Below are 14,336 nucleotides of genomic sequence, written 5' to 3' on the forward strand. Positions count from 1 at the left end.
AACCGGGCTCGCAATGGCTGTTTGCGTTCTTTATCGAAATGATTAACGATCTAATCCTTTATCTATGATGTGAATAGCCCATAAAACCATTTCATCCATATCTATTTCCTCATCCTCAGACTCAAAACAACGAGTTAGTAAGCCATTTACTACTATCTCCATTATCCCATCAGGCAAGTACCTGTGAAAATAATAAGTAGCGATACGATTTTCCACTTCGGATGGAATCATACCTTAACCCCCAAGCCATGACGTTCTCTCATCGAAATTTCTCCATCAACTAGGATTTTATAGGAATCATGCACAATCCGGTCCAGAATCGCATCTGCTATCTGTGCCTGTCCTAACTTCGAGTGCCACCCTTCGGGTGAGAATTGAGAACAGAATATCGTGGATGTCCGCTTTAGTCTCGATTCGATAATTTCTAAGACATGAAGGGCATGCTCTTCTGATAGCTCTGTCAGTAACCATTCATCCAGAATCAAGAGATCAATTTTCTTATATTTTTGAATGATTTTACGGAAGCTACCATCGGCTTCATATTTCGCTACAGCTAATTCATCCAGTAATTCTGGCAACCGAATATACTTTACTTTGTAAAATTGACGACAGGCATGGATGCCAAACGCGTTCGCTATCCATGTTTTTCCGTTCCCCGATGCACCCATTAAAATAATGTTATGGTGATTCTGTAGATAATTCCCTGTTGCCAGCTCTAAGATGAGGTTTTTGTCTAGCCTGCGATCTGGATGATATTCAATGTCTTCAATGGCTGCCGTTGGATTTTCAAAAGTTGCCTGTTTAATCAATCGTTCTAATCGGTTGGATTTTCGACGATCGTATTCGTAGTCAACCAGGAGGTTGAAGCGATCATCAAAATCCATTGTTTTATAGTCTTTGTTCTGACTCTGTTGTTGATACAGCTCTGCCATGGCTCCCATATTCATTTCAGTTAATTTACGTAACGTTTCTTGGTTCATCATTTGCTTTTCCCCCCCAAGTATTTAGCGCCACGGGTAAAGCCGTGGTTTTCATGGTGAATAATTTGCTCATTGTCTTTTGACTTGCGCTTATTTCGCCTGTCTAAAATCCCTTTTAACACAGGTATGGTCGGATTAGTGGAGATTTCCAGTAATGTTTGAGTTGCAGTCTCCAACTCATCCTTTGTATGCTTGGTGGATACATTTCGTAACGAGCTTAGAATCATGAGTGCTTTCTTTTCCGGATTATGTTTTAAAATGTAGGCGACCAATCGATCCACAGAAGGTCCGACGGACTCTGCCCATATCTGATTATTCTCCGGAGTATGTTCCAGATATGACCGATGATTATCCGGCATATGATCAGGGTTCGTAGAAAATTTGCCCTACTTCCTCACGCAACCGTTTGTGAGATGCAATGCGCACTTCCTTAAAGTACACTTCAAGTAGATCCGCGGATAATCGAACATCGACCTGTTCACGGACATACTCATATGGAACGGAATAATACATGCGCTCAACTTGGATGTGGTAGTTCAGTTGAACTTTCGCTGTTTTCCATTCCGCAAGTTTGTAACGGTTTGGAGGAAGTGGCTGAAGGTGAGATTTCTCCTCTTCCTCGAATACCTTTTTCCGTGACCCAGGACGTTTTTGAAAATCGATTTCGTTGATTTCTTCTAGTTTTTCATGAATTCGTTGATTAAGATCTTCCAAGTGAAAACATTGATAGTTCCGTAAAGACGCGATAATTTGGCGTGAGATGTGACCAACTGTTCCTTCCACACTGGCCTTGTCTTTTGGTTTTCGAACGCGACTGGGCACAATGATTGTCCGATAATAATCTGCCAGTTCGCGATAGGATTCATTGAGAAGGGGCTCTACTCGATGAGCTTTAATCACACCTGTTTTAAGATTGTCAGGTACAAGAGTTTCAGGCACTCCACCAAAATATTCATACGCTTGAATATGAGCGGACAACCAATTGGGTGATTTCATATCCAGAAACGCCTCTACGTAGCTGAATTGGCTGTAGGGTAAGGTCGCAATAAAGACATAGGCTGGAATTTGTTCCCCGGTAAAGCGGTCGGTTACATGCAAAGTGGAACCTGCCCAATCCACTTCCATAATTTCGCCTGGCTTTCTGCGAATAGGCATGGTCAATTTATACTTCCTTGCGTATTTCCCATACTGTTCGCAGAACGTTCGGTAAGCATAAGGGATTTTTCCGCCTTCGCGAGCCTCTACCGCATACTCATGATGCAATAAGGCCAACGTGACATTCTTTTTTTGCAACTCTTTATGCACCTTCTCCCACTTGACAGGGAAGTACCCCTTTTCACTTGGCTGCTTCTCGGGAAAGAGAAGCTCCTCCAACCACCGGTTGGTCGTGGTGTCATTCAAACTTTCCAAGCCGTGTTTCTTGGCACGTTGAACGACCTCGGAAACTGTATTCCGGGAATGACCAGTGCTGGAACTAATGGTGCGCTGACTGATCCCGTCAAAATACAGTTCGAGGATTTTGCGACAATTAACCATAAAAAAACCTCCTGTATAATAAAATTGTCATGCCTGTACGCATGCAATTTTCATTATACAGAAGGTAATTTAATTAGTAGGGTGGCTCTCATGCCCGCATTCACCGGCTCTATCAGTCGCACTGGGTGGCTCAAAACTCCGCACTAGTGGCTCAATTCGTATGCAATAATCATGAGTAGCTTGCATAGTCTTTCTTAAAACCTCTTTCGCCTTGTGCTTCAAATAATTTCACCCAATTAATGACTAGAGATTTATCCGCGCCAATGCTTTCTGCAAGAGTTTTATAGCTTTCGTTTCCAGTTAAATAGCGTGCCACCGCTTGTAATTTAACTTCCACTGTATATTTAGACATAAAAGCACCCCGTAAATGTTAGTTGGTGTCTAAGATTTACGGGGCAGAACAGAGAGCAAAATCTTCTAGGGTTTTTTTATTTTTTTAATAAAAGGTTGTGATAATTGCGAATGACGTTTCTTAATATAATGTGTATATAAATGGGGGGTTGGAGAATGAATGAAACTCAAGTTAAATTAATAATAGCGCCACATTCTTTTGATGAAGAAAAAATAAAAGATGAAGTAACTAATAATATCTCTAGCATTGGTGCTAGACACTTTTGGAATCAGGGATATACAGGTAAAGGTGTAGTTGTTGCTATATTAGATACTGGTTGCAACTATCACAATTTAGACTTAAAGGATCGCATTATTGGTGGGTATAATTTTACTAAAGATTTTGACGGAGATATAAATAGATTTGAAGATTTAAATGGACATGGTACACATGTAGCTGGAACAATAGCAGCTTCATTAAATGGTTATGGGATAGTCGGGGTAGCACCTGATGTGAGTTTACTTATTTTAAAAGTTTTAGATTATAGAGGAAGCGGAACTGTTGATTCATTGGTGAAAGCTATTGATTATGCTATGAATTGGACAGGTCCAAATAATAAAAGAGTAAATATTCTATCTTTATCATTAGGATTATCCTCTTCTAAAGAAAATCTTCATAATGCCATTAAACATGCCGTTTCTAAAGATATTGCAGTTGTTGTAGCTTCTGGGAACGAAGGTGATGGCGATTTATCAACTGATGAATACTCTTATCCTGCTGGGTATGAGGAAGTAATTGCAGTTGGTGCATTAGATAATAATAATGAAGTTGCCAATTTTACTAATACTAATAAAGAAGTAGATATTTATGCCCCCGGAGTTGATATTAAATCAACATATCTAAATATAGATTTTGCCGATTTATCTGGGACTTCTATGGCCGCTCCACATGTAACGGGGGCATTAGCATTATTAATTAATAAATATGAAAATTTGACAAAAACAAGGCCTAAGGAATCGAAATTATTTGAATATTTAATGTTACATACAACTAAAGTACAAATTGCGCATTCAGGAGAAGCGTTCTCTATCCTAAATCTATCAAAAGACGTTATTATAAAAGAAGATTTTAGTGAACAATTCGAAGATATACTAGATAAGTCATTACTCATTAAATGTTTTTGTGAAGTCCGAAAATCGCAAGCTTTCTTTACGCAATGCTTGAACGAAAATTCTACAGAAAATGAAAGTGAATTTCTAATATCATTGATTCAAGAATCAGCATCTACTGCAGAGCATATTAAAAATTTATGTAAACCATTTAAATAAATCATATAAGGGTTAGTTTGTGTACTTTCTTTTTTTAATATTATTAAGAACATATGATCTTTTTTATCATTAAATAAGAACATATGATCCCGTTATGTGTTATAATATATGTTTTAAGGGGTTGCTTTGGATGTTGAAAAAAGAATGGGATGATGGAAAAGTTAGAAAATTCGAAAAGGAAAACCCGGAATTATTAGGTAATAATTTAGTGATTTCCTTTCTAAAAATACCAACTAACAAAAACATTTATATGGATACGATCTCAAACCCTACTCCAAAGAATATGAAAAAATTAGATGTATTATTCAAAAAATTCTATTTTAGAATTCGTTTTATTTCTCATATTTCTACAACACTTAAATTTAATTCTATTAATTACGACAAACGATTGAGACTTATACAATCAAGAGTTTCTTCCACTTTAGATGCGACAATTAATTCTAGTGAAGGCGAAGAAACATTCCTCGATTTATTAGCGGACGAACAAGCATATAACTTTTTCGGTGAGATTGTTATAAATGATGAACTAGTTGAACATGTAACCTGTCCTATATTGTATGATGCTTTAAATACACTGACCAAAAAGCAAATAGAAATTATTAATTTAGCTTATGTAAATAGATTAAGCGATACAGAAATTGGACTGAGATTAAATAAAACGCAGCAAGCGATTTCTAAAACTCATAAGAAAGCATTGGGAAATATGCTAACTTACATTGAAAACTATAAGAATAAAGGGGGTTAAGGATAATAAGAAGGGGGTGGATTAATTATGTTAACAGAACCATCGGAATGGATTATGATAATCGGGAATTTCGGATTTCCGATTGCAATAACAGTATATCTATTTATTAGATTCGAAAAGAAAATAGAAAATCTTGAAAAAAGTATAAATCTCTTATCAGGAGTTATAAAAGATTTAAGAAAGGATTGAAAATTAATGCCAAAAGAGTTGATTGCCCTTGTAGAAAAATCAAAATATGATGATAATGCATTATTAACTGTATTAAATTTTTTTGAACCTAAACTGAAACATTGCCTCTATCAAACACAACCGCATTATAGAGAAGATTTACGTCAAGATTTGCTTATTAAACTCATTAATACTATAAAAAAATATGATGTAAATTCTGTTCCGGGGTTCTGGGATTTGAAAAAGATTTATAGTGACCAACAAAGTTAAAAAAAATTCAATTAATGCTAAAACGGTCAAAATTTTGATCGTTTTAGTTTTAAAAGTTTGTTATTTTAATACTTTTACTTCTTTAATTTATATAATCATTGTGGTGGCATAGCCAAGTGGTAAGGCAGAGGTCTGCAAAACCTCTATCCTCGGTTCGAATCCGAGTGTCATCTTATTATCCTTCTAAGTAGAGGGGGATTCCAGAAAGCCATATTATTAAATATAGGATTTTATATCGAATTTAATTTTATAAAAGGGTTGTTATTTCGTATTGTCGATATTCTTTAATACATATAACACAAATTAGGAGGGAATATTTCATGGAAATCATAGTATACTCTAGCAGCAATTGTGGATTTTGCACTAATCAAAAGGAATTCTTAACATATAAAGGAATTGTTTTTGAGGAAAGAGATATTGATAACGACGTTCAATATTTTCAAGAACTTAAAGATTTAGGAGCGTCAGGTATACCATTTACCATTGTTAAAGAAGCAGGTGAAATTATTTCAACCTTAGCGGATTTGATGAGGTAAAACTTTCTAAAATCTAAATTAACAATAATTACGCTTTCTCCTAAGGGAAATATTTATATCAAAAAAAGATGCCCCTACCTTTAAGTGAAAAAGGGAGATAAAGTAGAAGGTTATTTAGCGGGCAATCATTGCAGAAAGAATCTTAGCAAACATCAATGACCTATTGAAATTCTATGATGTCAAAGTAGCAACTCAGTTTTTTGATGAGACATTCGGATACACAACCGAGCAAGTAGGGTTGTAAACAAGAAAGATGGAAGAAAAGAATCATTCCCTTCTTCGTAGAACTTTTCCGAATGGCAAATGAATTGTAGGAGACGACCAAGAAAAACGAGTTATCTAAAGTAATTACTCAAGAGAGAGAAGAAATATAAATAATAAGAAAAGCACTCATCCTTAACGCTGTGAACTATACCCCGAATCTCGGACACTTTGAAAAAAGACCCGAGATTCGGGGTTTTTGTATATAATTATCGAAATCCCGTATATAATCAAGACAATGTGGATAGGTTACACTTAGTTGGACAATTAAATTAAGGGCTAGTAGAATAATACACAAGAAGTGAGGAGATCTACTATGTCCGTAAAAAGAAGAACGTTTTCTACAGATTTCAAAAAACAAGTGGTAGCCCTATATGAAAACGGGAAAAGCCGACAAGATATTGTCAAAGAATATGAATTAACCGCATCTGCTCTTGATAGGTGGATTACACAATTCAGGCAGTCAGGTTCTTTCTTAGAGAAAGATAATCACTCTCCAGAGGAACAGGAATTGATTGCCTTACGGAAGAGAAATAAGCAACTGGAAATGGAAGTAGATATTTTAAAGCAAGCAGCACTGATCATGGGACGAAAATAGATGTGATTCAACAAAACCGTCACACCTATTCGGTATCAGCAATGTGTAAAGTCCTAAAAATTGCGCGTAGCACCTTCTATTATGACACTGAAGTATCCGCTCAAAAAGAACAAGTAAAACAGGCAGAAGAACGCGTATTAAAAGAAAAGATCGCTAAGGTTTTCAATGAAAACCGACACGTTTATGGAACTCGGAAACTAAAAATAGAACTAGATAAAGAGACAGAGGGCCTTACAATCTCGAGACGCCGAATTGGAAGATTGATGCGCGAACTTGGACTTCAATCAAAATACGCCAAACCTTCCTATAAACCAATGGCAACAAGACCAAATGAAGAATCCGTTCGAAATGTATTAAATCGAGAATTTGAAGTGGACAAAGAGATGTCCGTGTTAGTAAGCGACTTAACATACGTAAAAGTAGGATACCGTTGGAGTTACGTTTGTTTCTTAATCGATCTATACAATCGTGAAATTGTCGGGTGGAGCGTCGGAGCACAAAAAGACGCTGCTTTAGTTCAGCGTGCCTTCGATTCTGTTAAATACCCATTGGGAAACGTGAACTTATTTCATACAGATCGCGGTTCTGAATTTAAAAACGTTGGTATCGATGAATTATTAAGTGGATACAACATTAAAAGATCACTCAGCCATAAAGGGAATCCTTATGATAATGCAGTGGCAGAGGCAACATTTAAGATTTTAAAAACAGAATTGATCAACGGAGCACATTATCAAACCCTTAACCAGCTGTCTCTTGAGCTTTTCGATTATGTCAATTGGTATAATAATATCCGTTCGCACAGTACATTAGGCTACCTAAGTCCGGTTGCTTATAAAAAATAGCCCTTAATAATATCGTTTGATTTAGTGTTGACATACCAATGTACTGAGTGGAGGATTCGATATGAACAAGAAAAAATTTACTGAGACACAAATACGCTTACTAGAAGCTAAAAAAATATAAAACATGCATCTGATAAATCTATCTCCTATGCACCTGATTTCAAATTAAAAGCTGTAAAAGAAAACAAGCTTAGCAAAGGTCCTCAACAAATCTTTGTTGAAAATGGATTTAACCTGGAGATAATAGAATAGGCTCAGATAAACCTAAAGAATGTCTGAAGCGTTGAAGAAAGGCCTATGAGACTCATGGAGAAGAAGCTTTCAGTGTGGAGAGACGTGGCAAAGACAGCACTGGCAGACCGAGCGCAAAAGACGAAACAGCTTAGACTATTCTAAAGAAAGCGGAAGCGCGTATCAAGTATCTACAGGCTGAAAATGATTTTCTAAAAAAGCTAGAGGAACTAGAAAGGAAGTGAAGAAGTAAATATTCCAGCACAACAGAAATTCATGCTCATTGAATTGACAATTAGGAGACACGGTCTTGGGCGCATGATAAGCGAGTTTTGCAGGATTGCTGAAGTTAGTCGGGCTGGCTATTACGACTGGTTGAAGGCTGCAGATAAAAGGATACTACTTGAAGAAAGTGATTATATGGACTATGAGCTTACCCTGAAAATCTTTGAAGCTAAAAAGAGAAAAGCCGGTGCCAAGACATTGAGGATGGATATGGAAAACGATTACTCAGCAGTGATGAATCTCAAGAAAATCCACAGATTGATGAACAAGTATGAGTCGGTCGCTAAAGTATGACGTCCAAATCCATATGAAAAAATAGCTACGGCTAACCAGGAGCACAAGACACTTCCTAACATTTTGAATCGTGAGTATGACCAACAAGAGCCGGGGAAAGTACTTCTTACGGATATCACTTATTTGTATCATGGCAATGGGAAACCAGCTTATCTGTCCGCTGTAAGGGATGGAGCGACTCGTGAAATTATCGCCTATGAATTATCTCAAAGCTTGAAGATGGATTTTACATTCAACACACTAAAAAAACTTGAAGATTCTCCCGAAGGTCGCATGCATCCCGAAGGAATACTTCATTCAAATCAAGGATTCCATTACACACATCCTGAATACCAGCTACTGGTTAAGGAGATGGGACTTACACAATCTATGTCCCGCAAAGGAAACTGTTGGGATAACGCATCGATGGAGTCCTTTTTCGGCCATCTAATAGATGAAGTTGATTTCGCGAGCTGTCAGAACTTCGAAGAATTAAAACAGTTGATTGACGCTTATATTTTCGAATATAATTCACATCGTTATCAGTGGGATTTAAAGAAGATGACCCCGGAATCATCTCATTGCAAGTTAAGCTATAGGGTCTTTTTAATAAGTGTTCGTATTATAGGGTACAGTTCACTGCAGAGTGAGTGTTTTTCTTTATGTTAAGAAAAAGATATCAATTTCGAGTAGGGCATTATGCACCAAAACCTCGCATACCCATTAGGACAATTATTCCGCCGTATCCTAAGATAACAATCGATATGATAGACAATCCGAAAAATTTCAAAAAACCGTTTTCTTTTGATTTAACTGCGACAATACCTATAGTAACACTTGTTATCCAAGCGACGACCCCTAAGAAAAAATAAATATTGAGTGCGCCGTTTTCACCAAATGAGCTGGCATAAAATAACAACAATCCTACAATGCTTAAAACACTTGAAGTTAAACCATATTTCCCCTTCAAAATCATTCCCCCCTCCCTTCATCCTGAATGCTGAATTTTCATTAAATAATAACATTTTATCTAGTATATCATAAAACTCTTAATCGGAAAAGCGAAAAAGGTAAGAAGGAACACCAAAACGCAGTTAATTATATCTGTTATCACGTCTATTGATTAACAAAATATAGGTAAACCTCTTTCACTGTATTCCCTCAAACGACATAGAAAATCGACAACAGTACTTTGCCATATTAGTTCCAATGTCAGCGACAAAAAACGCGGGTAAAACTTATGTACGAGTGGATGGAAAATGGTATTACGTATGCTTATTTGTCGCACTTTTTAACCGGGAAATTATTGGGCATAGTGCAGGCCCGAACAAAACCGTAAAAGCACTATCTAGCGTCAATAGACGACTTGATCTCATACAAATTTTCCACACAGATTGAGGTACTGAATTTAAAAATAAAATAATTGATGAAGCCTTAAGTACATTTGAAATCAAGAGATCTCTAAGTATGAAAAGATGCCCCTATAACAACGCTGTGGCAGAAGCGTAAGCGTCAAATAGGTTCTTTCCACCGTTGGTTGAATTGACTATATACTCTGTTATAATGTAGGGAAAAAGAATGTAGGAGGGATTGCTTTATGGATGAACTCATCACATTACTTGACGGAAATTTGATTTTTACAGGTACGGGCATATCTTAAGATTTCATTTATTTCTTTGTGACATCTACTCGAAAAGAATGTGCGTGCCCTTTCTGTCAAAGTGTATCTTCTCGAGTCCACTCTCACTATAACCGAAGCTTTCAAGATTTGCCGATTCAAGATAAAAAGGTAGTTATTACGCTATCTAATCGAAAAATGTTTTGTGATAATCCATCGTGTCATCGGACGACATTTGCCGAAACTTTTTCTTTTATAGACAATAAAGCGAAGAAAACCAAACGATTGAAAGAAACCATTCTGGAGGTTTCACTGACACAAAGTTCTGTCTCTGCCGCAGTTTATCTATCGAAACACGTAGTCGACGTTAAAAAGAGCACAATCTGTAATTATCAAAAAAAAAGCATACTGGTAATAAATAAAGAGGATATTGAAGCTATTTGTATTGATGATTTCGCAATGAAAAAGAGAAAGAGTTACGGTACAATCATGGTGAACCTAACCGATGGTAGGGTCATTGATCTCATAGAATCAAGAGAGAAAGATGACGTAGTTATCTGGCTTTTTCTTTTTCCCAATATAAAATATTTCTCAAGAGATGGCTCTCTTACCTATGCCTCTGCGATTAGGGAAGCCCATCCTGATGCCCACCATATTAGTGATCGATTTCACTTAGTGAAAAATTTGACGGACGCAAGCACGCTCTGTATGTATAGAATTTTAGCTGGGCGAATTGTCATTCCATTAACCAAGGAAAAGAACGCGATGAACGAACTGTTAACGAGTAAACTTTCACGACGTACTAAAGTCCTTTGGGTCAAGTCCTTAGCGTCTCAAGGTCTCACTAAGCAAGATATCCGAACGCAAACGAAATGCAGCCTTCAAACTATTCAAAAATACAGTAGAATGCGAGAAGAAGAAATCCCTAAAGATTCAGAGGATCAACGTGGTCGTGAACATAATGAAGCAATCCAGAGGATTATGGATAAAGTCAAAGAAGTGAAAGCTTTACAAGAAAAAGGATATAGTAGTAGAAAAATATCTGATGAGACAGGCTATACAAAACGCACAATAAAAAATTATTTATCGCACAATTTCAATCCTATCCATGGTCAATATGGTGTACAGCGCCCCGGAAAATTGTCCGCTTTTTGAAATGAAGTAATTGCCTTGCGCTCGAAAGGAACAACTTATAAAGAGATCTATACTTCCATTTGTAAAAAAGGATATACAGGGTCAGAAGCCGCGATTAGACAATTCATAGCGAAAGAAAAAAGGTTACAAGGTGATCTGGAAGACGACGTCACCGCTGGTTCCACAGAGATTGTGGAAAGAAAATGGCTTGTAAAGTTACTCTACAAGCCACTAAATAAAGTGAAAGCAATTTCCCCCGAACAAGTAAAAAACGTTGTTCAGAAGTATCCATTAGTCGGTACATTACTTCGCTTGGTCAGGCGCTTCAAGGAGATTCTTCATTCGGGAGATAAAGAGTTGTTACATACATGGATTTCAGAGGCCGTAGCCCTCGAAATAAATGAATTGACTAGTTTTCTCAATGGTATTAAAAAGGATATAGATGCGGTTGAAAATGCATGTACGCTTCCCTATAACAATGGATTAGCTGAAGGTAGCATAAATAAGTTGAAAACCATCAAACGTATCATGTATGGCAGAAACAGTTTTGAACTTCTACGGAATAAACTATTATTGCTTAAATCCCGTAAATTCAACTAACTGTGGAAAGAACCTATTTGACGCTTACATAATAATAGTCACGATTAATGTTGAATTTTTCGACTTTAATGAAACCGAGAAAAAATATTATTGTTAGTGTTGGTGCTGCTGAACATAAAGCGGCGATTGAAGCTATAATCCATCCTGCTCCAGACAGCATTTTAAAAACAATTGGAATATAGGCATATAAAATCAATCCTCCCCCCGCTATGTACATGAGTTGCCGTTTTGAAAGAGATCCCAATATTTCTTTTTGTTCTGACGACATATCTATGGGCACTTTTTCATTTCGCATAATGTTGCTCCTTTCAATGGCCGCTATTGAAAAGCACCTTTTTTCTATAAACAAAGAAGGTGCTTTTCAATAATTAATGGCTTGACCTTCGATACCTATACCGATTCGGTAAATGAGTGGTTAATTTAATAAGAAAGACATCTAGTTAACTACCACCAAGTCCAGTCGCCCAACCTGCAATGTCGTAAACTTTGAAAATTATAAATGCGCCTACTAGAACCAAGGATAATTTAATAAATCCCTCTGTCCGTTTCTGTGGATTGCCACCACTACCAGCTAGCGTCATGCCACCCCACTCGAGCATTCCTACAATCCAGAATCCTCCAAGTACCATAATGAAATAAACTACACCCGTCAAATCTTTGTGAATTCCAGTCATATCACCGGTTTTAGTAATCCCGGACTGTTTCATAGCGTCTGAAACATCCGCTACTAATGCTGCATTTGAATCCATAAGTAATCAAACCACCATAAATACAGCTGCAACAGCTAGAGGCGTTTTAAAGCTTTCATGTTTTCAGAGGGGTATTCCCATTCGAATCTATTAACTTGAATACATCATAGTAAAACAGATTCCGGATGGCAAGTGAATTTAAAGAACCTCTTACCATATATAAACAAAGAAGTGATGTGTGGTTTCTTTTGAAAAAACCTATAGTAAGCATCAGTTCATAAGTTAATAAGAGAAGTTAAAAAGAACGCAACTAATATCGTTGCGTTCTTTTTAACTTCATATTTCGTCTGCCTTTTTTTGTTTTGTCGCACCAGGAACACACATGCGACAAGTCCATGCGGCAGAAACTACCTTAAACACAGCCACAGGAGAAATCTGATTTCATCCTTCTCCATGTGGTCTCCCGATATCAAGTTGAATAGTGTTCTGCAGCTTGTCTAAGTTCTTTCCACTCCCTTGTGCTACAAAAATCTCAATAGATTTTGCAATTGAAATCTCGTACGAAGTAATTTCTTTTAATAAAAATTGTTTTTGTGCAAAGGTTGTTACTTGACCTACTTTTTTTGCTTTATATAATGTCAGCTGACATTGATAAAAAAAGGAGGAAAACAAATGGTAGTAGTAGTAGGTAATTATCTAACTTCTTCAGAAATTGAAGAACTTACATCTAGTTTTAAAGAAAGTCAAAAGTACAAAAATCTTATTCAGGAAATGGGTTCATACGGTATTGTCGATGATCGTACCTTTGACGTCTCGCAAGGATTAAAATTTGATTTGATCCAGAACGAGGATGTTATTTCCGCTAAATCCCTAACCCTTCAGCTTCCAAACGATGTATCAATCATGTATATCGTAAGACACCTAAATGGTGACAAAGAAACTACAAATGATTTCTTTGTAGGTGCTATTGAAGAAAAGGATGAGCACGGCGGAGTAAAGGAGACTAAATTTACAGCTAGAAATGAAGTATCTGTTTCTATCTTTGAAAAACAATTTAATGAAGAACAGCTCGTAGAAGCAGCGAATCTCGACAAAAAATCGAAAGAAGAATTTCCGTTTGACGAGAATTATTATCCGGGACAACTATTGGAACAAGTTGATTCACAAGCTTGGTATTCTGGTTGTATGGCTGGAGGTTATCACTGGTGCGGTGAAGGTTGCGGAGGTTCAATAGCATGTAGTTCTCAATTAGCCGGTGTAAATCAATTGGATAACTGTTGTAAGTCTCATGACTGTTGCTATACCACGAGAGGGGTAAAACATCCGAATTGCTACTGTGATGAACAGTTGTGTAAATGCGCTAACGCGGCAAAATGGTATTTTAACACTCCGCTAGTTCAAGCAGCCATGTGCTTCAGTTGTTAATAACACAAGAGTTGAGTAATGAACCTTTAATGGGTTCATTACTCAATAATATCAAATCATATAAAAACTATTAGGAGGAAATTAAATGAATATCACATTACCTAAATCGAATTTCAAAAATATTTTGCTTATCTCCACTCTTCTATTTGTTGTTTTTTTCGCAACATCTGTACAAGCTGGTACTACACGTTCCGATGCCGTTTTGAATAATCAAGGTATTAAATCGGGTCCAACAATAAATATTCATGGTGGAAGTGCATACTTTTCTTCATTCAATGAAAGTCGTTCTCAGGAGTGGCTACATGGAAGCATTAAACAATCCATTTTAATTTTGCCTGATCCAGAAAGGTTCGTGAACATTGATCAACCGGGTTCTGGTATCGGGAAATCAGTGTCACTTAGCCCTTCCACATACTATGCTCACGCATTTGGGTCAAAACCCATTTATGGTTATGTGAAAGTAACAGGCACGGAATAAAAAAT

General features: G+C 36.8%; 20 protein-coding genes, 1 tRNA gene and 1 pseudogene. 14 read left to right on the forward strand and 8 right to left on the reverse strand.

Going from position 1 to position 14,336, the window contains the following annotated elements:
- Positions 1 to 42: 42 nt before the first annotated feature.
- From H7992_RS09415 to H7992_RS09430, 5 genes are all read right to left on the reverse strand, one after another.
- The gene (locus H7992_RS09415) at positions 43 to 231 is read right to left on the reverse strand and encodes a hypothetical protein (RefSeq protein ID WP_187047368.1); all 189 of its coding nucleotides are present in this window, start codon (positions 229 to 231) and stop codon (positions 43 to 45) included.
- The gene (istB, locus tag H7992_RS09420) at positions 228 to 983 is read right to left on the reverse strand and encodes an IS21-like element helper ATPase IstB (RefSeq protein WP_187047369.1); all 756 of its coding nucleotides are present in this window, start codon (positions 981 to 983) and stop codon (positions 228 to 230) included. Before istB ends, H7992_RS09415 begins: the two co-directional genes overlap by 4 nt.
- Entirely contained in the window at positions 980 to 1,339 is a 360-nt protein-coding gene (locus H7992_RS24670; protein WP_255428633.1) for a hypothetical protein, read from the reverse strand. The genes istB and H7992_RS24670 overlap by 4 nt, the downstream gene beginning before the upstream one ends.
- A gap of 4 nt (positions 1,340 to 1,343) precedes the next feature.
- On the reverse strand, positions 1,344 to 2,516 hold the full coding sequence (gene istA, locus H7992_RS09425) for an IS21 family transposase (RefSeq protein ID WP_255428634.1): 1,173 nt from the start codon (positions 2,514 to 2,516) through the stop codon (positions 1,344 to 1,346).
- A gap of 169 nt (positions 2,517 to 2,685) precedes the next feature.
- Positions 2,686 to 2,868, reverse strand: coding sequence for a transposase (locus tag H7992_RS09430; RefSeq protein WP_187047370.1), 183 nt, complete (start codon positions 2,866 to 2,868; stop codon positions 2,686 to 2,688).
- Between the two features lie 155 nt (positions 2,869 to 3,023).
- Between H7992_RS09430 and H7992_RS09435 the strand changes: the two genes are divergently transcribed.
- From H7992_RS09435 to H7992_RS25065, 9 genes are all read left to right on the forward strand, one after another.
- Positions 3,024 to 4,175: a S8 family peptidase gene (locus tag H7992_RS09435; RefSeq protein ID WP_187047371.1), complete on the forward strand. Its 1,152-nt coding sequence runs from the start codon at positions 3,024 to 3,026 to the stop codon at positions 4,173 to 4,175.
- A gap of 130 nt (positions 4,176 to 4,305) precedes the next feature.
- Positions 4,306 to 4,920, forward strand: a complete 615-nt coding sequence (locus H7992_RS09440) for a sigma-70 family RNA polymerase sigma factor (RefSeq protein ID WP_187047372.1) — start codon at positions 4,306 to 4,308, stop codon at positions 4,918 to 4,920.
- 27 nt (positions 4,921 to 4,947) lie between these two features.
- Entirely contained in the window at positions 4,948 to 5,109 is a 162-nt protein-coding gene (locus H7992_RS09445; protein WP_187047373.1) for a YvrJ family protein, read from the forward strand.
- 6 nt (positions 5,110 to 5,115) lie between these two features.
- Positions 5,116 to 5,358, forward strand: coding sequence for a helix-turn-helix domain-containing protein (locus H7992_RS09450; protein ID WP_187047374.1), 243 nt, complete (start codon positions 5,116 to 5,118; stop codon positions 5,356 to 5,358).
- A gap of 102 nt (positions 5,359 to 5,460) precedes the next feature.
- Positions 5,461 to 5,531: transfer RNA gene (locus tag H7992_RS09455), tRNA-Cys, on the forward strand.
- Between the two features lie 147 nt (positions 5,532 to 5,678).
- Positions 5,679 to 5,894 (forward strand): glutaredoxin family protein, encoded by a 216-nt coding sequence (locus H7992_RS09460; protein WP_187047375.1) that lies wholly within the window; start codon positions 5,679 to 5,681, stop codon positions 5,892 to 5,894.
- Between the two features lie 577 nt (positions 5,895 to 6,471).
- A protein-coding gene (locus tag H7992_RS09465) for an IS3 family transposase (protein ID WP_187047376.1) occupies positions 6,472 to 7,598 on the forward strand; the annotation gives its coding sequence in 2 pieces (ribosomal slippage) (positions 6,472 to 6,718 and positions 6,718 to 7,598; 1,128 coding nt in all).
- A gap of 507 nt (positions 7,599 to 8,105) precedes the next feature.
- Positions 8,106 to 8,408, forward strand: coding sequence for a hypothetical protein (locus H7992_RS25060; protein ID WP_370569985.1), 303 nt, complete (start codon positions 8,106 to 8,108; stop codon positions 8,406 to 8,408).
- Positions 8,409 to 8,471: 63 nt separating this feature from the next.
- The gene (locus tag H7992_RS25065; RefSeq protein WP_370569986.1) at positions 8,472 to 9,056 is read left to right on the forward strand and encodes an IS3 family transposase; all 585 of its coding nucleotides are present in this window, start codon (positions 8,472 to 8,474) and stop codon (positions 9,054 to 9,056) included.
- Between the two features lie 28 nt (positions 9,057 to 9,084).
- Here H7992_RS25065 and H7992_RS09475 read toward each other — a convergent pair whose 3' ends face one another.
- Positions 9,085 to 9,357 (reverse strand): hypothetical protein, encoded by a 273-nt coding sequence (locus H7992_RS09475; protein WP_187047377.1) that lies wholly within the window; start codon positions 9,355 to 9,357, stop codon positions 9,085 to 9,087.
- Between the two features lie 266 nt (positions 9,358 to 9,623).
- Here H7992_RS09475 and H7992_RS24675 point away from each other — a divergent pair.
- The 3 genes and pseudogenes from H7992_RS24675 to H7992_RS09485 all read left to right on the forward strand — a co-directional run.
- Positions 9,624 to 9,893 (forward strand): annotated as a pseudogene (locus tag H7992_RS24675) (DDE-type integrase/transposase/recombinase); the annotation flags it as partial.
- Between the two features lie 172 nt (positions 9,894 to 10,065).
- Positions 10,066 to 11,160, forward strand: a complete 1,095-nt coding sequence (locus H7992_RS09480) for a transposase (protein ID WP_187047378.1) — start codon at positions 10,066 to 10,068, stop codon at positions 11,158 to 11,160.
- Positions 11,161 to 11,175: 15 nt separating this feature from the next.
- On the forward strand, positions 11,176 to 11,739 hold the full coding sequence (locus tag H7992_RS09485; RefSeq protein WP_187047379.1) for a transposase: 564 nt from the start codon (positions 11,176 to 11,178) through the stop codon (positions 11,737 to 11,739).
- Between the two features lie 13 nt (positions 11,740 to 11,752).
- Here the strand turns inward: H7992_RS09485 and H7992_RS09490 are convergent, their stop codons facing one another.
- Positions 11,753 to 12,034, reverse strand: a complete 282-nt coding sequence (locus H7992_RS09490) for a PrgI family protein (RefSeq protein ID WP_187047380.1) — start codon at positions 12,032 to 12,034, stop codon at positions 11,753 to 11,755.
- Positions 12,035 to 12,179: 145 nt separating this feature from the next.
- Positions 12,180 to 12,488 carry a hypothetical protein gene (locus H7992_RS09495; RefSeq protein ID WP_187047381.1) on the reverse strand — a complete coding sequence of 103 codons (309 nt, stop codon included), beginning with the start codon at positions 12,486 to 12,488 and terminating at the stop codon, positions 12,180 to 12,182.
- A 612-nt stretch (positions 12,489 to 13,100) separates the two neighbouring features.
- Here H7992_RS09495 and H7992_RS09500 point away from each other — a divergent pair.
- Together H7992_RS09500 and H7992_RS09505 are read left to right on the forward strand one after the other, a co-directional pair.
- Positions 13,101 to 13,853: a phospholipase A2 family protein gene (locus H7992_RS09500; RefSeq protein ID WP_187047382.1), complete on the forward strand. Its 753-nt coding sequence runs from the start codon at positions 13,101 to 13,103 to the stop codon at positions 13,851 to 13,853.
- An 85-nt stretch (positions 13,854 to 13,938) separates the two neighbouring features.
- Positions 13,939 to 14,331, forward strand: coding sequence for a hypothetical protein (locus tag H7992_RS09505; protein ID WP_187047383.1), 393 nt, complete (start codon positions 13,939 to 13,941; stop codon positions 14,329 to 14,331).
- Positions 14,332 to 14,336: the final 5 nt, after the last annotated feature.

The sequence above is a fragment of the Sporosarcina sp. resist genome, from assembly GCF_014302295.1.
Lineage (GTDB): Bacteria > Bacillota > Bacilli > Bacillales_A > Planococcaceae > Sporosarcina > Sporosarcina psychrophila.